Annotated in this window: 19 protein-coding genes and 3 pseudogenes; 16 read left to right on the top strand and 6 right to left on the bottom strand. The window is 63.7% G+C overall.

From position 1 onward, the window contains the following. Positions 1-27 precede the first annotated feature (27 nt). On the top strand, positions 28-2,571 hold the full coding sequence (locus tag ACFQT0_RS29945; RefSeq protein WP_380207082.1) for a type IIL restriction-modification enzyme MmeI: 2,544 nt from the start codon (positions 28-30) through the stop codon (positions 2,569-2,571). 161 nt (positions 2,572-2,732) lie between these two features. On the opposite strand, the gene ACFQT0_RS29950 is transcribed toward ACFQT0_RS29945, so the two are convergent. The 6 genes and pseudogenes from ACFQT0_RS29950 to ACFQT0_RS29975 all read right to left on the bottom strand — a co-directional run bounded on the left by ACFQT0_RS29950 (position 2,733) and on the right by ACFQT0_RS29975 (position 9,062). Continuing rightward, positions 2,733-2,840, bottom strand: coding sequence for an ATP-binding protein (locus ACFQT0_RS29950; protein WP_380207084.1), 108 nt, complete (start codon positions 2,838-2,840; stop codon positions 2,733-2,735). Next, the gene (locus ACFQT0_RS29955) at positions 2,822-3,364 is read right to left on the bottom strand and encodes a sensor histidine kinase (RefSeq protein WP_380207328.1); all 543 of its coding nucleotides are present in this window, start codon (positions 3,362-3,364) and stop codon (positions 2,822-2,824) included. Before ACFQT0_RS29955 ends, ACFQT0_RS29950 begins: the two co-directional genes overlap by 19 nt. Continuing rightward, on the bottom strand, positions 3,271-4,026 hold the full coding sequence (locus ACFQT0_RS29960; protein ID WP_380207086.1) for a PAS domain S-box protein: 756 nt from the start codon (positions 4,024-4,026) through the stop codon (positions 3,271-3,273). The genes ACFQT0_RS29955 and ACFQT0_RS29960 overlap by 94 nt, the downstream gene beginning before the upstream one ends. 479 nt (positions 4,027-4,505) lie before the next feature. After that, on the bottom strand, positions 4,506-6,185 hold the full coding sequence (locus tag ACFQT0_RS29965) for an ATP-binding protein (protein WP_380207088.1): 1,680 nt from the start codon (positions 6,183-6,185) through the stop codon (positions 4,506-4,508). Continuing rightward, positions 6,170-7,579: a PAS domain S-box protein gene (locus tag ACFQT0_RS29970; RefSeq protein ID WP_380207089.1), complete on the bottom strand. Its 1,410-nt coding sequence runs from the start codon at positions 7,577-7,579 to the stop codon at positions 6,170-6,172. Before ACFQT0_RS29970 ends, ACFQT0_RS29965 begins: the two co-directional genes overlap by 16 nt. A gap of 693 nt (positions 7,580-8,272) precedes the next feature. After that, positions 8,273-9,062: pseudogene (locus tag ACFQT0_RS29975) on the bottom strand (MBL fold metallo-hydrolase). A 601-nt stretch (positions 9,063-9,663) separates the two neighbouring features. Between ACFQT0_RS29975 and ACFQT0_RS29980 the strand changes: the two are divergent. The 15 genes and pseudogenes from ACFQT0_RS29980 to ACFQT0_RS30050 all read left to right on the top strand — a co-directional run bounded on the left by ACFQT0_RS29980 (position 9,664) and on the right by ACFQT0_RS30050 (position 20,878). Beyond that, positions 9,664-10,413, top strand: a complete 750-nt coding sequence (locus ACFQT0_RS29980) for an IS5 family transposase (protein WP_380200245.1) — start codon at positions 9,664-9,666, stop codon at positions 10,411-10,413. A 74-nt stretch (positions 10,414-10,487) separates the two neighbouring features. After that, entirely contained in the window at positions 10,488-11,132 is a 645-nt protein-coding gene (locus tag ACFQT0_RS29985) for a chemotaxis protein CheB (RefSeq protein WP_380207091.1), read from the top strand. 86 nt (positions 11,133-11,218) lie between these two features. Beyond that, complete coding sequence (locus ACFQT0_RS29990; protein ID WP_380207092.1) at positions 11,219-11,509, top strand: hypothetical protein; 291 nt, start codon at positions 11,219-11,221, stop codon at positions 11,507-11,509. A gap of 121 nt (positions 11,510-11,630) precedes the next feature. After that, complete coding sequence (locus ACFQT0_RS29995; RefSeq protein WP_380207094.1) at positions 11,631-11,846, top strand: hypothetical protein; 216 nt, start codon at positions 11,631-11,633, stop codon at positions 11,844-11,846. Between the two features lie 136 nt (positions 11,847-11,982). After that, entirely contained in the window at positions 11,983-12,402 is a 420-nt protein-coding gene (locus ACFQT0_RS30000) for a hypothetical protein (protein ID WP_380207096.1), read from the top strand. Beyond that, entirely contained in the window at positions 12,399-13,232 is an 834-nt protein-coding gene (locus ACFQT0_RS30005; protein WP_380207098.1) for a PAS domain-containing protein, read from the top strand. Before ACFQT0_RS30000 ends, ACFQT0_RS30005 begins: the two co-directional genes overlap by 4 nt. Beyond that, a complete protein-coding gene (locus tag ACFQT0_RS30010; RefSeq protein WP_380207100.1) occupies positions 13,177-13,728 on the top strand; it encodes a PAS domain-containing protein in 552 nt (183 codons plus the stop codon). Before ACFQT0_RS30005 ends, ACFQT0_RS30010 begins: the two co-directional genes overlap by 56 nt. Continuing rightward, positions 13,715-14,260 (top strand): sensor histidine kinase, encoded by a 546-nt coding sequence (locus ACFQT0_RS30015; RefSeq protein WP_380207102.1) that lies wholly within the window; start codon positions 13,715-13,717, stop codon positions 14,258-14,260. The genes ACFQT0_RS30010 and ACFQT0_RS30015 overlap by 14 nt, the downstream gene beginning before the upstream one ends. Positions 14,261-15,024: 764 nt before the next feature. Further along, complete coding sequence (locus tag ACFQT0_RS30020; RefSeq protein WP_380207104.1) at positions 15,025-15,357, top strand: hypothetical protein; 333 nt, start codon at positions 15,025-15,027, stop codon at positions 15,355-15,357. Positions 15,358-15,363: 6 nt separating this feature from the next. Continuing rightward, complete coding sequence (locus ACFQT0_RS30025) at positions 15,364-17,529, top strand: efflux RND transporter periplasmic adaptor subunit (protein WP_380207106.1); 2,166 nt, start codon at positions 15,364-15,366, stop codon at positions 17,527-17,529. 406 nt (positions 17,530-17,935) lie between these two features. Then, positions 17,936-18,178: pseudogene (locus ACFQT0_RS30030) on the top strand (ABC transporter permease); the annotation flags it as partial. 113 nt (positions 18,179-18,291) lie between these two features. Beyond that, positions 18,292-18,402: pseudogene (locus tag ACFQT0_RS30035) on the top strand (ABC transporter permease); the annotation flags it as partial. Positions 18,403-18,455: 53 nt separating this feature from the next. Then, positions 18,456-19,040, top strand: a complete 585-nt coding sequence (locus ACFQT0_RS30040) for an ABC transporter permease (protein ID WP_380207108.1) — start codon at positions 18,456-18,458, stop codon at positions 19,038-19,040. A gap of 114 nt (positions 19,041-19,154) precedes the next feature. Next, positions 19,155-20,066 (top strand): bestrophin family protein, encoded by a 912-nt coding sequence (locus ACFQT0_RS30045; protein WP_380207110.1) that lies wholly within the window; start codon positions 19,155-19,157, stop codon positions 20,064-20,066. A 416-nt stretch (positions 20,067-20,482) separates the two neighbouring features. After that, positions 20,483-20,878, top strand: a complete 396-nt coding sequence (locus ACFQT0_RS30050) for a hypothetical protein (RefSeq protein ID WP_380207112.1) — start codon at positions 20,483-20,485, stop codon at positions 20,876-20,878. Positions 20,879-21,373: the final 495 nt, after the last annotated feature.

Genomic DNA, 21,373 nt, shown 5'->3' on the forward strand with positions numbered 1-21,373 from the left:
CTGTCGGCCCGCTTCGACCAGCGCTACGTGCGCCTGCCCCTCACCGGCGGCGCCCGCATCCTCAACGACAACGCCCTGCGCGTGGAATGGGAAACCGAGTTTCCGAAGCTGGACTACATCGTGGGCAACCCGCCGTTTGTGGGCTCCAAGCTCATGGGCGAAGGCCAGCGGCAGGACTTGCTGGCCGTGGCCGGTTCAGGCCTCAAAGGGGCCGGCGTGCTCGATTTCGTGGCCGCCTGGTACCTGAAAGGCGCGCAATACGTGCAGCACAGCTCAACTACCCGCGTGGCGTTTGTGTCCACCAATTCCGTCACGCAAGGCGAGCAGGTGGGCTTGCTGTGGGGCGAAATCCTGAACCGCTACCACTGTCACATTCAGTTTGCCCACCGCACTTTCCGCTGGAGCAACGAGGCCCGCGGCAACGCCGCCGTGTACTGCGTCATCATCGGCTACGGTGCCGAGAAGCTGGCGGCCCCGCGCTTGTTCGACTACGCCACGCCGCGAAGCGCCCCTCAACAAGTGCCGGCCAAAGTCATTAATCCTTACTTAGTGGATGGGCCAGAAGTATTGATTTACAGTCGTTCAACACCGTTGAATTCTGTGCCTGCTATGGTATCCGGCAACAAGCCGATTGACGATGGCAACTACCTCTTTACTCCCGAGCGCAAGGCCGAGTTTTTAGCACTTGAACCCGACGCGGCCCCATTCTTCAAGCGTTGGTTGGGTGGAGAGGAATACATCAATGGCACGGAACGCTGGTGCTTGTGGTTGGGCGATGCTTCGCCAAGCGAATTGAGCAAACTGCCTGAATCAAGGAAACTGATTGAAGCCGTGCGCCGCTCACGCGCAGCCAGTAAAAGTCTGCCGACGCAGAAGCTCGCCGCCACGCCCACGCGGTTTCATGTTGAATTTATTCCAACCGGGCCCTACCTCGCCATTCCCGAAGTTTCGTCGGAACGGCGACCTTACATTCCCATAGGATTTTTGGGCACCGATGTAATTGCGAGCAACAAGCTACGGCTAGTGCCAGATGCTTCGCCTTACTTGTTTGGCGTACTCACCTCGACCATGCACATGAGTTGGATGCGTCAGGTCGGCGGCCGACTGAAAAGTGACTACAGTTATTCAGCGGGTATCGTCTACAACAACTACCCCTTCCCGCCCGCGCCAACCGAGGCCCAGCGCCAGGCCGTGACCGAAGCGGCCGAGGCCGTGCTGGCCGCCCGCGCCGCCTTCCCCGGCGAAAGCCTCGCTGCCCTCTACGACCCCACCACCATGCCCCCGGCCCTGGCCCGCGCCCACGCCACCCTCGACCGCGCCGTCGACCGCTGCTACCGCCCCCAGCCCTTCCCCTCCGAGCCTGGCCCGGCTGGAGTTTCTCTTCGGCCTCTACCAGCAGCTCAGCGCCCCCGTGCTTGGCGCCGCGCCCAAGGCCCGGGCGAGGGCCCGCGCTGTGTAAAGCCCCGCGCTGCCGCGTGGCGTTGGCGTTTGCACACCGCTGGCGCCGCGCTCCTGCTCCTGCTACTACCAAACGCAACCCGAGCGGACCATCTGGTCCGCTCGTTTCTTTACAGCTGCAATAGCCTTTCAAGCACGACGCTCGTATTCCTTAACCCCGGCGAGCTCAGTATATCACCATACACCAGAGGCGCCGGCGTTGGCAGGTACCCGGTGCAAGGCGTGGTGGCTCAACTCGCGCCCTCGCTTCCAGGCTGCCAGCCGGGTGGAAAAGGCACTACCCTCACCGTTCAACGGTTCGCTGAAGGTAGTGGCTTGGCCTTCCGCTGGATGCTTGCCGAACCGATGCCTGCCGGCGCCGCGCCGTGCCTTTTTCCGCTTTTGCCCATGCCCAAGACTCCCGCTTCCTTGTTGCCCGACAACGAATCTGAACGCCTGCGCAGCCTGCGGGCCCACGACGTGTTGCCGACGCTTATCGAGCCCCTGTTCGATGAGTTCGTGGCCCTTACGGCCCAGGTTTTCAGCCTGCCCATCTCCCTCATCGCCGTGGTCGAAGAAGACGAGGTGCTCTACCCCGCCAACCACGGCATGCCCGGCAACGACCGCCAGCCCCGCGTGGAGGCGCTGTGCGCCACGGCCATCGAGAAGGCGCACGCCGTGGTGTACCATGACCTCGCCGTGGAAACCAGCGCCACCCTGCCCCCGAGGCCCTCCAGGCCGCTCTCGACAACGAGCCTGCGCTTTTACGCCGGAGCCCTGCTGCGCCTGCCCGACCAGCGCCCCCTGGGCACACTCTGCGTCATCGACCGCCAGGCCCGCACCTTCAGCGACGCCGAGCGGCAAGTCCTCGACCACCTGGCCGCGCTAGTCAGCCAGGCCATTGCCGTGCGCCTCATCTGCCTGGCGCCCGCTTCGGCCGATGCGGCGCGCTGGGAGCAGCTGCGCGCCCACCTGCAGTCCGAGCTGCGCGAGCTTACTGCCCTGGTGCGCTACCTCTTCACGCGCCACGGCGTCCAGGTTCCGGTGCCGGCCGACCTGCTGGCCCAGGTAGAGCGCCGCCTGGCCGAAATGAGCAGCTTCCTGAGCCAGGAGCAATGCCAGGAACGGGGCTAGAGCAATTCCGGAGTCGGTGTACAGTAGCTCGGACTTTTAGTCCGCGATGCACGTGACGCTTCGGACTCGCGGACTAAAAGTCCGCGCTACTGCCCGGCCGTACACCGATGTCGCCGCACCGCCAGCGCTGGCATACCGGCCGCAGTCGCGGCAAGTCTGGATTAGGCGGCAAACACCAAAGTAAACTTGGTGCCATGGCCGGGCTGGCTCTCCACCGCCACGGTGCCGCCGGCGTTGGTCATGATTTTCTTTACCAGGTACAGGCCCACGCCGGTGCCCTCCACGTCGGCGTGGAACCGCCGGAACAAGCCAAAAGCTGGCCCTGCTGGGCCTCGGTCAGCCCCCGGCCGTTGTCCTGCACGGTCACCACCACGCGGGTGGCGTCGCGGTAGCCGCGCACGCGCACCACCGGGGCGCGGTCGGGGTGGCGGTACTTCAGGGCATTGCTCACCAGGTTGAGCAGTGCCGAGTGCAGGTGCGGGGGCGAAACCCACAGGTGCGGGTCGCCCGCCAGGTCCACGTCCAGCCGCCCGCCCGTGGCCGCCAGCAAGGGCGCCACTTCTTCGCGCACCGCTTCCAGGGCTGCGGCCAGGGCAACCCGTTCGCGGCTACTCGCCGCGTCCTGCCGCGCGGTGCCGAAGTCGGCCAGGCGCTCGAGCGAGGCGCCGAAGCGCGCCACCGAGGCCTGCATCATGGCCATTAGGGGCGCCACCCCGCCCTCCGGGTCCTGGGCGGGCAGCTGGTCGGCCAGGGCGTCGAGCAGGCCCTGCAGGTTGGTGATGGGCGTGCGCAGGTCGTGGGAAGCGGCGTAGAGGAAGGTGTCGAGGCTCGGCGTTGACCAGCGAAAGGTCGGCGTTGGTGCCGAGCAGCTCTTCGTTGGTTACGCTCAGCTCTTCGTTCAGCACGGCCAGGCTCGTTGTACTGCGCGTCGGCGTGGGTCTGCACCCGCTCCTCCAGGCGCTTGCGCGCCGTGATGTCCTCCAGCGTGCTGAAGCCCAGCTCACCGACCTCGTCGGGGATGAGCACGGACGTCACGCGGCACCACAGGTCGGCGCCATCGGCGCGCAGCAGGCGGGTTTCCAGCGTGAAGAACGGCATGCGGTGCTTCCACAAGGCCTGCTGCAGCGCCGCCCAGTCGTCGTGGTGGGCCGGGTGGGAAAACTCGCGGATGCATCGTCCCAGCAGCTCGGCGGGCGAATCCAGGCCGAGCAAAGCGGCCACGGCAGGGTTGGCCTGGCGGATGGTCAGGTCGGGGCCGATGATTTTGTGGCCCAGCGGCGAATGTTCAAACACGGCCTGAAACCGTACCTGGTCGCGGTCGCGCCGCGTCGTGGAGTCCGCCAGCACGCGCGCTTCCTGGCGGGCGGCGTGCAGGGAGCGGACCTCTTCCCGCAGCGCGTGGTTTTCGACAGCCAGCGAGGACTGGTCGGATTCGGAAGCGGGAGGTAATGACATCAGATGCGGAAAGTGAAGCAGAGCAGTATGGTACGCTAACTAAAACGCCTTCCCACTTAATGGCTGCATACGAGGAATAAGGGTTTCGGGAGGGAAAGCTCGTGCGGTGGCTCAACTCGTGACCGGAAAGTCATAAGCAGACTGACGTAAAAGAGCACGGCTGAAAAGAGTGGCCGCATGCTAAAAAAGGCCTTCGGGTCGGGCCAAGGCCGTCTTTGGGATATTATGCGGCTTGCGTTTGCGTCCTGCTTTATCTGGCGCCGCACGACCCGAAAATCAAATTCCCAAACACGCGCTGGGGTTGCGGTGAATCTTCCTTTAACAGCTCAACAACCGCTACCAGCAATTGCGTTGCATAGAGCGGTTTGGGAGCTGCTGTACAGTAGCGCGGACTTTGTAGTCCGCGTCCCCGGCGGAAACCTGAACGATGCCCAAGCGGCGCGGGGACGCGGACTACAAAGTCCGCGCTACTGGGCTGGCTATACTCGGACCCTGAAACTGCCGGGCGGGACGAACAGCCGGCCTTGAGCTAACCGGGCTAGCGCGCTGCCGGTAAGGTTTGCGTGAGGAGCACCAGCTTCTCCTCCAGCTCGCGGGCGGCCAGGGCACACACGGTTTCGATTTTTGCAAACAGCGTGTGGATGCGGGCCATGTTTTCGTCGCTGGCCCAGTCGCCGGTGTCCTTCAGGATGAGCATCACGGCCAGGGCCTGGATGGCTTTGGCGATGTCCTCGTACTGCGGGTCGATGCCCATGGTGGCAAAGGTGGGGATGATGGAATGGGTCGCCATTTTCAGCGCCACCCAGTTGCGCTCGCCTATGCTCTTTTTCATGGTCTGCACCAGCCTGCGGAATCTCCTGCAGGTACAGGCGAATCATTTCGGCCATCCGGGCTTCGCTCTTGGTGATGCGCTTCAGGTAGTCGAAGTTCACGCAGGTAAAGGCCGGGGGCTGGGGGCTGTCCTCCGGCCCGTCGGAGGGGAGCGAGTCGCTGCCCGCCAGCTTCACGTACTTGATGATTTTGCTGTAAAGCAGCTTGTCGTCGATGGGTTTGGAGATGTAGTCGTTCATGCCCACGGCCTTGCATTTGTCCACGTCCACGGTGGTCACGTCGGCCGTGAGGGCAATGATGGGCACCTTCAGCTTGAGCTCCTTCCGGATGTATTCGGTGGCCTCAAAGCCGTTCATCACCGGCATCTGCAGGTCCATCAGCACGATGTCGTAGGCGGTGGTGCGCAGCTTCTCCAGGGCAATTTGCCCGTTGCCGGCCACCTCCATGTCAAAGCCAAAGTCTTCGAGCAGCGTTTTCATCAGCAGCTGGTTCAGGGCAATGTCTTCCACCACCAGCACCTTCACGTTTTTGAAGCCCGCTTCCAGGTCGATGTGCAGGCCCAGGTCGGCGGCGGCTTTTTCGCTGGTTTTCGGAAAGCTCAGAATGAAGCTGAACGTGGAGCCCTCCCCCACCCGGCTGCGCACGTTCACCGTGCCGCCCTGCGGCTCCACTAGGTTCTTCACGATGGCGAGGCCCAGGCCCGTGCCGCCGTACAGGCGGCTGGTGCCGCTGGTGGCTTGCTGGAAATTGTCGAACACGGTGTCCAGCTTCGCCTCTTCGATGCCGATGCCGGTATCCGTCACGGCAAACTCCAGGATGACTTTCTCCTTATCCTGCACCAGCAGGCGCACGCCCACGGTGATTTTGCCCTCGCTGGTAAATTTAACGGCGTTGCTCACCAGGTTCAGAATAATCTGGTGCAGGCGCACGGGGTCGCCCATCAGCACCTCTGGTATGCGGGTGTCGTAGTCCATCACCAGGGCCAGGTTTTTCTCCTGGATTTTGGTTTCGAACAGGTGCACCATGGCCGTCACCGACGCCGAGAGCTTGAAGGGAATCTGCTCGAAGGTCATCTTGCCCGCGTCCACCTTGGCCAGGTCCAGAATGTCGTTGATGAGCACAATCAGTGTGTCGCCGCTCAGCTTGATGGCTGTCAGGTACTCTTTCTGCTTGTCGGTGAGCTCGGTTTTCAGCACCACCTTCGTGAAGCCGATGATGGCGTTCATGGGCGTGCGAATTTCGTGGCTCATGTTGCTCAGAAACTGCTGCTTGGCCTTAACCGCGTCCTCGGCTTTGGCCTGCGCTTCTTCGGCTAGCACGGTGGCCACTCGGCCGCGATTTTGGCTTCGGTGAGCTCGGTGGCAATGCGCTTCTGGTCGGTTACGTCGCGCGCCACCACCACTACGCCCAGCACCTCGCCCTCGTCGTTTTTGTACACCGAGCCGTTGAACAGCACGTCGGTGAGCTTGCCGTCTTTGTGGCGCAGGGTAAGCGGCGAGTCGGCCACGGTGCCCTTGGCAAACACTTCCTGGTACACCTCGCGCGCCATCTGCGGGTCGGTGAAGTACACGAAGAAGTCGGAGCCGCTGAGCTGCTCGCGGTCCAGGCCCGTGATGTTCACGGTGGCCTGGTTCATGTCCGTGATTTTGCCTTCCGGGCTGATGGTCACCAGCGGGTCGCGGCTGGCTTCAATCAGGCCCCGCGCGTAGTTGGCAATGCGCAGCTCCGCCGCCCGCTTCACCTTCTCGTCGTTCTGAAACGCCAGCTCCTTGTTGGCCAGCACCAGCTCGGCGGCGCGCTTCTCCTTCTCGTCGTTCTGGAAAGCCAGCTCAATATTGGCAATGCCGAGCTCGGCTGCGCGCTTCTCTTTCTCGTCGTTCTGGAACGCCAGCTCCGTGTTGGCAATGCTCAGCTCCTCGGCCCGTTTCTCCTTCTCGTTGTTCTGAAACGCCAGCTCTTCGTTGGCGATGCTCAGCTCCTGCGCCCGCTTTTCCTTTTCGTCGTTCTGGAACGCCAGCTCCTTGTTGGCGATGCTCAGCTCGGCCGCGCGCTTTTCCTTTTCATCGTTTTGAAAGGCCAGCTCCGTATTCGCGATGCTCAATTCCTGGGCGCGCTTCTCCTTCTCATCGTTCTGAAAAGCAAGCTCGGTGTTGGCGATGCTCAGCTCCTGGGCGCGCTTCTCTTTCTCGTCATTCTGGAAGGCCAGCTCTTCGTTGGCCACACTCAGCTCTTGGGCGCGCTTTTCCTTTTCGTCGTTTTGGAAGGCGAGCTCCTCGTTGGCAATGCTGAGCTCATCGGCCCGCTTTTCCTTTTCGTGGTGCTGGAAGGCGAGTTCCTTGTTGGCTATTCCCAGCTCGGTGGCCCACTTCTTCTCCGCGATTTCGCGGGCCACGATGACGGCGCCCAGCAGCTCGCCGTCGTCGCCTTTGTACACCGAGCCGTCGAAAAGCACCTCCGTGAGGGTGCCGTTGGTGTGGCGCAGCGAGAAGGGCACGTTGCTCACGGCCCCGCTGGCTACCACCTCCTGGTACACTTTCCGCACCAGCTCCGGCTCGGTGAAGTAGTGAAAGAAGTCAGAGCCCATCAGGGTTTCGCGGCCGACGCCCGTGATTTTCACCGCGGCCTCATTCGTGTCGATGATGCGGCCCTGCAGGCTCACCGTCACCAACAAATCCTGGCTGGCTTCTATCAGGCGCCGGTATCGCTTTTCGCTTTCCTTCATGGGGTGGGCCGTAGCGGCCCTACTTAAGGGTATTTGCCGGCGGACCTCGGGGCCCACCGCAGGAAACCCAGCCAATTCACCTGGAAAAGACTGGTAGAACATGGTTAAACACAATCTAAGTCAGAGCCGTCTGCTGGCTATAAAACTGATTTACAGCGAAAGTACGTCCTTATAACTCCCAAGAAATGTTCTATTAGTAGCGAGTGTAGTGAGGGCTTTGACCACCAAGCCCTTAGGTCGGCTATTAAACCGGAAGCAGCAATTTCGTGGCCTCTCTGCTTCGGGCCCAGGCCCGGCCGTGGCTCGTTTCTCCTACCCTTCCCAACCGTTGTGCTGAGCCGACTTCCTGGCTTATGCCGGATTTCAATGCCGGCGTTATACTTTCTTCTTTCGCACTACTTCCAATTTCTCCATTCCGCTTGCCTGGAGCTAAGGGCCGGCCCTTAGAACTTGAATCCGGTTCAGCCAAACGGCGGGGGCTATTGCCGAACTCGCTTTAACTCTTTTTGTATTAAGCAAATGCCTGTGAGTTAGCGAGATATGTTGCAGGCGCTGGTCCGCAATTGCCTCTCCTCCAACCTGTGGGCTTCCGCATTTGGCATGAACGCACTATAATCCTGAGCTGGCCTTAAAACAGCAGCACGTCCTGCTAAGCCAGAAGCTCGGCAGGACGTGCTGCGTAGTTGAGCCACCTTACTGGGCCGCCGGATACCAGTTGCGCAGGCGCACGTCGATTTTCTTGTTGGCCGCGTTCACGGTTTTTTGAAGCCGTCCACGTCGCTCAGGCCGTTCTGGCCGCGGTAGTGGTACGGGTACACGATGCCCGGCTTGAAGGCCAAGACGCCCTGCGCGGCCTGGTTCACGTCCATGGTGTAGGGCAGGTTCATGCACACAAACGCCACGTCGATGCCCTTGAGGGCGCGCATTTCGGGGATGTCTTCGGTGTCGCCGGACAGGTACACGTTTTTGCCGCCCAGGCCCAGCACGTAGCCGTTGCCTCGGCCTTTGGTATGGGGTGCGTCGGCCGCTTCGGGCAGGTTGTACATCGGAATGGCCGACACGCTCAGGCCCAGCGTGTCGAGCCGCTGGCCGTTATTGAGGATGCGGACCTGCGGTTTGTATTCGGCGGGCAGCTTCTCGGCCACCGCTTTCGGCACCACCATCAGCGCCTTGCCGAGGGAGAGGCCCGCCAGCGTCTTGGGGTCCAGATGGTCGCCGTGAATGTCGGTGATGAGGATAATATCGGGGGCGGCCAGCCCGGCATAGGCGGCAGCGCCGCCGTAGGGTCCACGTAAATAGTCTTGCCGTTCCAGGTAAACACCACGCTGCCGTGCGTGATGGGCTGCACCGTGAGCGGACCTTTTTTGGTCGTAATCTGGTCGGCGGTAGCGCGCGGCGTGGTGGCCGCAGGGGTGGCCGTTTGGGCCGGCGCCTGAATCGCAAAAGCAGCCAGAGCAGCTGTGAAGAGGAAGGTGGATTTCATCAGTTTTCTGCTTGTTGAATTAAGGGTGATTATCGGATTGTTTCCGTAGCAGCGCCCCGTCGAAGTAGCCGCCACGAAAACCGGCACCATAACATGGTCACCCCGCACATGTTCAGGCCAGCTAGCAGCCCGGAGCCTGGAGCCTGGCGCTTAAGCGTCTGTTCCGGCTCGGCCAGCGTCTTCGGTGACCGCCGACTGCTGCCAGGCACCCCACGAGTGTTCTGTGAACGAACTGTCCCGACGGACTACTTTGCCTCATGCTCCGTTCGCTTAAAGAAACGGAAGCCCAGTCACTGCATCACCTTTTCAGCGCAGCATTAAGACTTTCCGCCCTGGGCTATAAAGCCACCAACCACTTCAAATCGCAGCTCCAAACCACCTCCCGATTGTGTCCGGCTCAGCTGCACCACCTCAGGATACCACACTGTTCTGTTCAGCCCAACTAGACAACCACACAGAATACCAGGATTTTGATTACGCACCTTAATCGGGTCCCCTAGTCTTGTCGTAGTGCGTATACCCTACTTGGTTCACTTCTCCTGAAACCAAACGCAATGGCTGCTCCTACTAGGGTGTGTGGACAATCGCCGACCTTTGGGTGGTGCGACGCTATGAACTCAAAGATGCCGATTGGGCGCGATTAGCGCCCCTGTTGCCGGGCAAAGCCGGCGATGCCGGCCGCTCGGCGGCAGACAACCGCTTGTTTTTAAACGCCGTGCTCTGGATTGCCCGCAGCGGCGCGCCGTGGCGCGATTTGCCCGAGCGGTTCGGGCCGTGGAACTCCACGTACCGCCGCTTCCGCCGCTGGGCGCAGAAAGGCGTCTGGCAACGCGTATTCGAGGCCGTACAAGACCCGGACCTGGACTGGGCCATGCTCGATTCCACCAGCGTGCGGGCCCACCAGCACGCCGCGGGGCAAAAAAGCAGTGCCCTAGCCGAAGCGCTGGGCCGTTCGCGCGGCGGGTTCACCAGCAAGCTCCACGTCGTCGTAGACGCGCTGGGCAACCCGCTGCGCTTGCGGTTGACGCCTGGACAGCAGGCCGATTGCACCGTGGCCGCGGACTTGCTGGCCGGATTGGCGGTGGGGGCCGTGCTGGCCGACAAGGCCTACGACACCGATGCCCTCGTGGCCGGCTGCGCCCAAACCGGCGCGGCCCTCGTCGTGCCCAGCAAGCGCAGCCGGCGCGTGGCGCGGGTGCTGGACCGCAACCTCTACGCTGACCGCAACAAAGTCGAGCGCTTCTTCAACCGCCTCAAGCAGTACCGACGCCTGGCCACGCGCTATGAAAAAACGGGCGCCTCCTTTCTCGCTTTCGCGCATTGCGCCGCTACTCTCGTCTGGTTGCTCTAATTGTCCACACACCCTAGCCCAACCCCGCCGCGTCATCGCCGCGACATCGTCGTCATCGGCGCCTCTTCCGGGGTGTGACGGCCCTGCTGGCGCTGGTCAAAACCCTGCCGGCCGATTTTCCTGCCCCGGTCTTCATCGTGCAGCACGTTGGGGCGGATTCGCCGAGCATCCTGCCCCAGCTGCTCGGCTCGGCCTCGGCCCTGGAAGCCCGGCACCCGCAAAACGGCGAAATCGTGAGGCCCGGCGCGATTTACGTGGCCCCGCCCGACCATCACCTGCTGCTCGAGGGCAACCAGGTGCTGGTGACGCGGGGCCCGAAGGAAAACCGGTTTCGGCCGTCCATCGACGCGCTATTCCGCTCGGCGGCCTACACCTACGGGCCCCGCGTGATTGGCGTGGTGCTCACCGGCTACCTCGACGACGGCACCTCCGGGCTCTGGAGCGTGCAGCGCATGGGCGGGCTCACCATCGTGCAGGACCCCCACGACGCTGAGCAGCCGGCCATGCCCACCAATGCCCTGGAATTCGTGACTGCCGACCACGTGGTGCCCCTGGCGGAGCTCGGCGGCCTGTTGGTGCGCCTCACCACGCAGCGGGCGCCCGCCAGGCCGCGCCTGCCCGCCGCCCAGCTCAACCTGCTCAAAATTGAGCTAACCATTGCCAAGCAGGGCGGGGGCTTCGAGCTCGGTATTATCGACAAGGGCCTGCTCACCCCTTAACCTGCCCGGATTGCCACGGCGCGCTCACGCAGCTGCTCGAAGGCAAGCTGATTCGCTACCGCTGCCACACGGGCCACGCCTACACTGTGAGCTCCCTGCTAGGCGAAGTCACCGCCTCCGTCGAAAGCCTGCTCTACCAGTCCATGCGGGGCCTGGAAGAAACCAAAATACTGCTCGGCAACCTCGGCCAGCATTTTGCCGACGCCCAGCAACCAGGAGTAGCGGCGCTCTTTTTCCGTAAGGCCGAAGAAAGCGGCCATCGGGCCAGCATAGTGCACCACTCCATCCTCCAACAGGAAGCCCTCAGCGGGGACCTGCAGTTTCAGAAAAGAAGCTGCCGCACCCGGCAAAAGAAACTGCCGCACCTGGCCGCGTAAAGTAGGCTATGAGCACCCAGAGTGGTGGGATAATGGGCGAGACGGCTGACGGCGGCCTAGATTAGCGTTAAAACACTGTATTTCAGCTTGTTGCTTTCTAAGTTGCGGATTATTTTCAGCCATGCATGCGTCCCTGTCCCGTTGGCTGAGTCAACAACCCGCCGGGGCGGCTACCGCGGCGGGCCGTCAGCGGCTGCTCACCCGGGGCCTGGACCTGGTGCACGGCACCGCGCTGGCGCCTAAACCATACGAACGGTTCCTGCTCGACCAGTTCGTGCGCGGCAACCTGACCATCGACCAGGCGCTCGCGCATCTGGAGGCGCAGGAATACGAGTAGCCGCGCGTCAGGCAGGAAGCCGGGCGCCACCCACGTGGGCCGCGGCCTTCTGCCCGACCCGACCGGGCCGTTTCCGCTCGTTAAACGCGTACCTTCCCCGGAATTCAGTTAGCCCGCCGTTTAAGTGCCTGTTGCCGTGTCGATTCCCGACCCTTCCTTTCCCGGCCTGTCACAGCCTGCCGCCGACGCGGCGGCGCACCGCCAACGGCTGCACGCGTTGGTGCAGGATGCGCCGGCCTGTTTGGCTAGCCTGTCCGGGCCCAGCCACGTCGTCACGGTGAGCAACCCGCTGTTCCGGCAGCTGTTCGGCGAACGGACCCTGGCGGGCCTGGCTTTGCGCGACGCCCTTCCGGAATTGCGGGACCAGTCGTTTTTCGCCCTGCTCGACCGCGTGTACGCCACCGGCACCATTTGCCACGGCCCCGGGGAAGTCGTCTTCCGCGACGCCACCCGCCCCGACCCGCGCGGGCCGGTGCATTTTACCTTCATTGCACAGTCCCTGCGCGACACCCGGACGGGGAAATCACGGGCCTGCTGCTGTTTGCCTACAACGTGAGCGAACACGTGCGGGCCCGCCAGCCGGCCGACGACGCCGGTGACCGGCCCGCCGCGACCGCCCAGCAGCTGGCGGTGGCCAACGAGGCGCTGGCCACCAGCAACGAGGAGCTGTCCGTGACCAACGCGGAGCTGGACGCCACCATCGACCAGCTCACCGACAGCAACCGGCACCTGGCCCGGGCCAACGCGGACCTGAAAGCGGCCAACGCCGAAATCCGGGCCCATGCCGCCGAGCTGCACCTCAGCCAGCAGGCCCTGCGCCAGCTCAACCGGCAACTGGAAACCCGCGTGCGGGAACGCACCGGCCAGCTGCAGGCCGCCCTGCGCGAGGCCGAGCAGCAGCGCGCCACCATCGCCGCCGTCTTCGACCAGACGCCCGCCGCCGTGTGCCTCTTGCGCGGCCCCGAGCTGCGCATGGAATACGTCAACCATAGTTACCAGGCCCTCTACCCCGGCCGGGCGCTGCGGGGCCGTCCGCTGGCCGAGGCCCTGCCCGAAACCGATACGCAGGGCTTCCTCGCGCTGCTGCACCAGGTCTACGCCACTGGCCTGCCCTACCACGGCCAGGAAATGCCCCTGGTCGACGAGGGCCCCCACGGCCCGCGCACGCGGTTTTTCGATTTCACCTACCAGGCCTTCCGCGAACAGGGCGCCGTGGTGGGCGTGGCCGTGTGCGCCTTCGACGTGAGCGAGCAGGTGCGGGTGCGCGAGCAGGTGGCCGTGGCCATTTTCCGGGGCCCGCGCTACGTCATCGAGCCTGGCCAACCCCGCCGTGTGTGCCATTTGGGGCCGCACGGCCGAGCAGGTGCTGGGCAAGCCGCTTTTTGAGGCCCTGCCGGAGGCGGCCGGCCAGGGCTTTGAGGAATTGCTCAACGGCGTACTGGCCACGGGCGTCCCGTACGTAGCCAATGAGCTGCCCTCCACGCTCGACCGGGCCGGGCATCGCGACACCGTGTACTGGAACTTTGTGTACCAGCCCCTGCCCGACGCCGACGGCCGAATCACGGGCATCACGGTGGTGGCCACCGACGTGAGCGAGCAGGTGCGGGCCCGCCAGGTGCTCGAAAAACTCGGGCAGGAGCTGGCCACCGCCTACGCCACCCTGCGGGTTGCCCACGTCGATACGGAGCTGGCCAACGCGGCCCTGTGCGAGAGCAACACCCACCTGATGCGCACCAACGCCGACCTCGACAGCTTCGTCTACGCCGCCAGCCACGACCTGAAACTGCCCGTGCTCAACCTGGCCGGCCTCTTCGACGAGCCTGCGGCGCGGCGTCACCTTCACCGACCCGGCCGAAGAAGGCCTCCTGGTGCCCCTGATTGAGCAGACCCTACGCCAGCTCACTGCCACCCTCGACGACCTCTCGGCGCTCGGGCAGATGCAAGGAGCCGCGCTGGACCAGGCCGAGGCCCTGGACCTGGAGGAATTGGTGGCCGACGTGCTGCAGGTGCTTGAACCCCAGCAGCGTGCGGCCCGCGCCCGCGTAACCGTCGACGTCGCGGCCCGGCCCGTGGTGTCGTACCCGCGCGCCGGCCTGCGCACCATCGTGCTCAATTTGCTCAGCAACGCGTTTAAGTACGCCGACCCGGCCCGGCCGGGCCGGGTGCACGTTTCGCTTTGGCTCGACGCCGGCCAGCCGGTGCTGTGGGTGAAAGACAACGGCCTGGGCTTCGACGCCGCGGCCCACGGCCCCGACCTGTTTCAGCTCTTCCGCCGCTTCCACAACCACGTTGATGGCACGGGAGTGGGCCTCTACCTCGTCAACCGGCTGGTGCAGGCCACCGGCGGCCACATCGAAGTGGACAGCCGCGTAGGCGAAGGGGCCACGTTTCGCGTCTACCTCGGGCTGAGGTAGGCGCAGTAGATAGGGAGTTACTCGAACCATTGGTCGCTTAGTTGAGCCAAACGGTGGTGGCTGCGGAGCCCAATGGGCCACTCAGATAAGGACTGCTCGCTCTTCAACCCGGGTAAAAAGCCCGTTGAGCTGACTTTCTCGCGAGATTCGGCTCGCAGGAACCAGCCGCGTTGGAGTTCCGTCGCCGAGCGATGTGCTGGTAGGCGCTCACTGGGTTGGCTGGCCGAGAATGCGGCTACAACTCATAACCTTGTCCTTCCCGGTTAGAGGTAGCACGAACCTGAATTTATAATAGCTCAAAGAGCTGGTCGGAGGCACCTCTGTCCTACCCTCGGCAGAAGAACAAGGGAGCATTTTGCTTAGGGAATACTCGTTTTCGAGGTATTTGCACTACCTATCCTGCAGCTCGGGCCTCAGTACCAGAAGCGCTGGCTGGCACTGGGTTGCATTAGCGTCAAGTACGGTTTCTCCGTCAAGATAAGATTTTGGGCACTGCACCGGGGGAGGACCACTTTCCATTGGCGGGCTTAGGACAGGCAAGCCTTTCAGGGCCCGGGGCGGGTAGACCGCGCTCGAGTTCGCAGAAACAATTCGCGTCCCAATCGCTGCTTAAACATCGATGAAAGTCTCCCTATTTCCTGATGTAAATCATGTGCTTCCTGCGTCCGCGCTCCTATTTTTAACCTGGTTGTCAGGGGGCTGGCTAGGAGTTGGTAAGTAGCCGCGTTAGCGCCCTCATAGCATCCTGTTAATTCTGAATGGCCATGAAAAAAGCGCAGCATCAATCAAAGTCTAAGCTGGCCAAAGGCCTGCCGGTCGACCTGGGTGAACTCGATAAAAAGTACGCCAGGGCAATCAGCCAGCCGATGGTCAACGGGGTCGGTCCGCTCATGCAAACTATTGTCAGGCTGCTGGGAAATGACAGCAGCAAGCAAGTCCGTCAGGCCGGAAAATCCGTCCTGCGCTTGCTGGCAAAAAGCTCCCGGCCGCTGCTGAATACACTTTCATTTCAAACGCTGCTACCCGGCGGCGCACCGGCAGCCTTCCGGGCACGGGGAGCCGCCGCTGGCGACATCGCCCCGGCCAGGAACTTCTGAATGCTCATGTCCGCCCCTGCCTATCCTTCCCCCTTGGTGTCGCCCCCACCGGCTGCCGCGCCCGCGGCGCCGGCGCCGGTACCCGCAGTGGCCGGGACCCCGGCCGGACCGGCGCCCCGCCAACCGCGCCGGAAAGGGTGGTGGCTGGTGCTGGGCCTGCTGGTGGCCGCCGGCGCAGGCGTCTATTTTTGGCTGCGCCCGCAAGCGGCCGCCTGGGCCTGGTACACCACGCCAGTAGCCGTGGCGCCGCTGGAAAGAAGCGTCACGGCCACCGGGCCGCTTACGGCCGTGCGCACCGTCGCGGTCGGCACGCAGGTATCGGGGGTGATTTCGGCCATCTACGCCGATTTCAATTCGCCGGTGCGAAAAGGCCAGATAGTGGCCGAGCTGGACAAGACCATCCTGCGTGCGGCGCTGGGCGACGCTAGCGCCAACCTGGAAAAAGCCAGGGTGCTAACGCTGCAGACCCAGCGCGATTTTGTTCGGGCCCAAGCACTGTACGCCAAAAGCTTTATCGCCCGCACCGAATACGAATTGGCCCGAAATGCCTACCAGACCGCCGTGGCCAGCCAGCATTCGGCGCAAACCCAGCAGGACCGGGCCCGCATCAACCTGGGCTACGCCACCATCACGGCTCCCATTACGGGCGTAGTGGTCAACCGGCAGGTGGACGTGGGCCAGACGGTGGCCGCGAGCTTCAACACGCCCACGCTGTTCACCATAGCCACCGACCTGAGCCAGATGCAGGTAGAAGCCGCCGTGGACGAGGCGGATATCGGGCAGGTGAAAGTGGGGCAGCCGGCCAGCTTCACGGTCGATGCCTACCCGGGCCGCACGTTCCGGGGCGAGGTGCGGCAGGTGCGGCTGCAACCCACTATCCTGCAGAGCGTGGTGACCTATACGGTCATTATTGCGGTGCCCAACGCCGACCGGGCCCTGCTACCCGGCATGACGGCCAACCTGACCATTGCCACGGCCCGCTACCCGGCGGCGCCCACAGTGCCGGCCGGGGCCCTCAGCTTCACGCCCCCGGCGGAGTACTTCAGCAAGACCGGCCAGCCGGCACCAGTGCGCCAAACCCGGACCAGGGGCGGGGCCACCGTGTGGGTGGTAGAAGGCAAAGAACTTCGGCCGGTGCAGGTGCGCTTGGGGGCTTCCGATGGCTTGCGAACGCAGGTGCAGGGCCCCTTGCGCGCCGGGCGCCTGGTGGCCACCGGCCAGGACCGCGGCACACCCAAGCCAAATTCGGGTAGCCTGCTGCCGGCATTTTCGGGGGTGGGCCCGGTGGCCGGCGCGGTCCGGGAATGTAAATCAGCCCAACTTCAGCCCAAGCTCATGCCGACCACCGCGCCCTTTGTCCAGCCCGACCTGCTCGCGGCAGAGCAGCCCAAGGGGCCTGCCTCCGGCAGCTCATCAGCTCCCCGGGGCGTACGCCCGCTGCTGTCATTGCGCGGCATCACCAAAATCTACCAGACCGGCGACGTGGTGGTGCGCGCCCTGCGCGGGGTCGACCTAGACATGCCTCCCGGCCGCCTGCTGGCCATCATGGGTGCCAGCGGCTCGGGCAAAAGCACGCTCATGAACATCCTCGGCTGCCTGGATGTGCCCACCAGCGGGCAGTACTGGCTCCAGGGGCAGGACGTAGGCCAGTTGAGCCGCGACGAGCTGGCCAGCCTGCGCAACCGCCAGCTCGGCTTTGTGTTCCAGGGCTATAACCTGCTGCCCGGCACCTCAGCTTACGACAACGTGGAGCTGCCCCTGCTCTACGCCGGCAGCATGGCCGTGCCCGAGCGGCGGGAGCGGGTGCGGGCCGCACTGGCCGCTGTGGGGCTGGCGGGCCGGGAGGCGGCGCTGCCGCATCAGCTCTCAGGCGGGCAGCAGCAGCGCGTGGCCATTGCCCGCGCCCTCATCAACGACCCGGTGCTGATTCTGGCCGATGAGCCCACCGGCAACCTCGACACGCGCACCAGCGTGGAGGTAATGGCCATTTTGCAGCGCCTAAACTCCGAGCGCGGCATTACGGTGGTGCTCGTGACCCACGAAAAAGACATCGCCGCTTTTGCCGACCGCATCATCATTTTCCGCGACGGCCGGATTGTGAGCGATGCGCCGGTACCCGATAAACACAGCGCGGCCGAGGTGCTGGCCCGCCTGCCCCCGGTGGAATCTTAGTATTTATCCGAAAACCGCAGAACCTCACCCCCGCACCTCTCATTAGGGAAAGGGGAGCCTGAAAATTGTAGCGCGGACTCTGCAGTCCGCGTCCCCGTCGGAAACCTGGGCGATACCCGAATGGCGCGGGGACGCGGACTACAGAGTCCGCGCTACTCTAAGCCCGATTCCGGTGCCCCCTCTCCCAAAGGAGAGGGGGTCAGGGGTGAGGTTGCTTCGACCCCGCTCAGCATGACGGCCTTTTTGCGGGAATAACATTCTGCGGATAGCCATTTAACATTACAGCCCCGTTGCCATGCGCCTGCTTGACCTGTTGAAAATCACCGCCCGCTCGCTGCGCAAAAACAAGCTGCGCTCGTTTCTGACCACGCTCGGCGTCATCATCGGGGTGGGCGCGGTCATTGCCATGCTGGCCATCGGCAACGGTACCCGGCAGAGCATTCAGCAGCAGATTTCTAATCTGGGCACCAACGTCATTACTATCACGCCCGACGCCTTTGCCCAGGGCGGGGTGCGGCAGGAAGCCGGCTCCATTGCCACCCTTACCCAGGCCGATGCCGACGCACTGGCCACCGCCGGGCCAGCTGTGCGCTACGTCTCGCCGGCTGTGCGGGCCACGGTGCAGGCCCTGGCCGCGGGCCGCAACTGGCGCACCAACGTCTTCGGCGCGTATCCGGTGTACTTTGAGATTCGGGCCCTGGCCTTGCAGGGGGCACCCGCTACACCACCCGCGACGAGCGGGTGGCCGCCAAGGTCTGCGTGGTGGGGGCCACGGTGGCGCGGTCACTGTTTGGTACCACCAACGTGGTGGGCCAACACCTGCGCCTGGGGCGCATTCCCTTTCTCATTATTGGCGTGCTGGCCGAGCGGGGCCAGAGCAGCACGGGGCAAGACCAGGACGACCTGATTCTGGCCCCCTTGCCACGGTGCAGAAGCGGATACTCGCGGGCACGTTCATCCGGCAGGTGTTTGCCTCGGCCCAAACAGAGGCCCGCATTCCCGAAGCCGTGGCCAGCATCAGCGCGCTGCTGCGCCAGCGCCACCGCCTGGCGCCGGGCACGGCCGACGACTTCACGGTGCGCACCCAGGCCGACATCGGGGCCACGGCCACCACCACCAGCCGCTCGCTGACGGCGCTGCTGGCCAGCGTGGCCAGCATTTCGCTGCTGGTGGGCGGCATCGGCATCATGAACATCATGCTGGTATCGGTGACGGAGCGCACCCGCGAAATCGGCATCCGGCTGGCCATCGGGGCCCGGAGCCGCGACGTGCTGCGGCAGTTCCTGCTCGAAGCCGTGGTGCTGAGCGTCGCCGGCGGCCTGCTGGGCATCGCGCTGGGCCTGGCGCTGGCTCAGGTGGCGGGCCGGGCGCTGCACCTGGCCACTACCGTTTCGGTGGCTTCGGTAGCCCTGGCCTTTCTGTTCAGCTCGGTGGTGGGTGTTTTCTTCGGCTGGTACCCCGCCCGCAAGGCCGCGCGGCTCAACCCCATCGAGGCCCTGCACTACGAATAGCCGCCCGGGCCCTGCTAGCGCTTTGAGCTCTTTGCAGCTGCTCAGTTGCTTGTTCCATATAATTACGCTGCGGCGACTGCACCAGGCCGATGCGGGCTTCTTTCCTCCCCGGCTATGCTCCTCAACAAGTCTTTCCCCATCGGTTACATTTTCAAGCACATCCGGGCCGATGTGGTGCGAGTGCTGCTGATTTCCATCTTTTTTCATCTGCTGAAGCTGGCACTGGGTGCCTATCTGCCCTTAATTCCCTTGCAGCTGCCCGCTATCCTGGGGAGTTTGATTTCGCTGCTGCTCGCCTTTAAAACCAGTCAGTCCTACGACCGGTGGTGGGAGGCCCGCAAAATCTGGGGAGCCATCGTCAACGACTCGCGCACGCTGGTGCTACAGGCGCGCACTTTTCTGCCCGATGCCTACCGGCAGCAGGCAGGGCCCGGCGCGCCGCTGCCGGCGCTGGCATATCGGCAGATGGCCTGGTGCTACTGCCTGGGCCAACGCCTGCGCGGGCTCGACCCCATGGCCGGACTGGGGGCCTACCTTACGCCGCCCGAGCACGCCAGCATCTTGCCGCAGGCGCACAAGCCACTGGCCCTCCTGACCCTGCACGCCGACCAGCTCCGCGACCTCTACCAGCAGGGGGCCCTCAATGCCTACCAGCAGGTGCAGCTCGATGCCACGCTGACGCGCCTGGCCGATGCGATGGGGCAGGCCGAGCGCATCAAAACCACGGTCTTTCCCGTGAGCTACCGGCTGTTGGTGTACAGCTTTATCTACTTGTTTCTGATGACCCTCTCGCTGGGGCTGGTCAAAACCATCGGGCTCTGGGAAGTTCCGGTGCTGCTCACCATGTCTTCCTCGTTTTTCCTGCTGGAGCGCACCGCCCGCTACCTCCAGGACCCCTTCAGCAACAAGCCCACCGATACGCCGGTCACGAGCCTGGCCCGCACCGTGGAAGTTAACCTGCGGCAATTACTGGGCGAACCCGCGCCGGTAATGCCAGCCGTGCCCGAGACCTTCTACCGGATGTGAACGGGGTTCAGCCAGTTGAAAGGTGCAGGCTCTGCTCACCAGCCTGACACTGGCGTCGTAGGCCGTAATGTTGACGTCGCCGGTTAGTTAAAGGACCGTCTCGTTGCAGTTGTGAATGACGCCTCACAGCTGCCGCGCTATCCAGAGAAACCTGTAAATGGCCAAATGCGAGTACACTAATCGCTGTGCTTGGAATAGCAATACGGGCTTGTTCCTGCGCGAAGAAGGCCTTCCCGGCGCGGGCCACTAGTTGAGGCAACAACTCCGCTGTGCTTCTAAGCCTGAGCCGGACAGGGGCCAATCCTAGAGCAAACGAGCACAGTCTCGAGAACAACACCGGTACAAAAAGGTAAGCTGGCATGGCGCAGTATGATGGGCTTATTTGCATAATAGCGATAAATAGTGTAAATTATAATGTGAAAGTTGCCCTGTTTACCTTTCTGTTGGGCTTGGTAGCCTGCGGGGACCCAGGGAATGGGCCCGCGCCGGCGCCGCCGGTGACTCCGGAGGCGCATACGCACACGCTCGAGTTGAGCTATTGGCTGGCCTCCTACGGCGACGCCTCACAGTTGCCGGCCACGGCGCCGCTCATTACCGTCGTGCTGCGCCCGGTGCTGCCAGGCCCGAGCGGGTTTGCGAATTACCAGCCCGAGCAAACCCTGCTCCGGCTACAGGATGTGTCCACGGACGTGAAGAAGGTCAAGCTACCCGACCTGACTACGTATGCCCCGGGCCAGACCACCTTGCTGCTGGCGACGGTGACCGTGCCGGCGGTCCCGGGCATGGGCCCCGGGTTGGGGTACTACGTGTAGGGCCACTACACTGTCGATGGGGTGTATGACATCAAACGGGCGGTCTTCTACGATGCCTTTTACGCCGACAACATGGAAACGCCACTGTCCTTCACCACCGAGTACAGGCTCCGGCATTGACGTCCGCTTTTTGACTTTCCTCCCCTATCCCGGCCACGCATGTTCCAGCTGCTTCTCCATTGGGCCCTGTTGCGTGGGGCGGCCGTCCGGGCGCGGGCGCCGGACGAGTAAGATACCCGGGCGGCATCCAGCGCCCAAGCTTTCGACTGCAGGACGGTAGCAGCGGCGGCCACCAATGCGGCGGGCAAGGGGCGCCTGGCGGCCCGCTTCACCTGGGGAGTACGACACTCTCTAGCGCCGTTCCGGCTGCTGCGTACGGGGCCCGGACAGTGCTTCCCGATCCGTCGAACCCTGCCGGGAAGGTGGGCGCCAGACGCCCCGCACCCTCCACCAAGCCCCTAGGGCTCTTGGCTTTTCCATTCTTTATATCCCAAC

This window comes from Hymenobacter humi, assembly GCF_042665855.1.
In the GTDB taxonomy this organism is placed as follows: Bacteria; Bacteroidota; Bacteroidia; order Cytophagales; family Hymenobacteraceae; genus Hymenobacter; species Hymenobacter humi.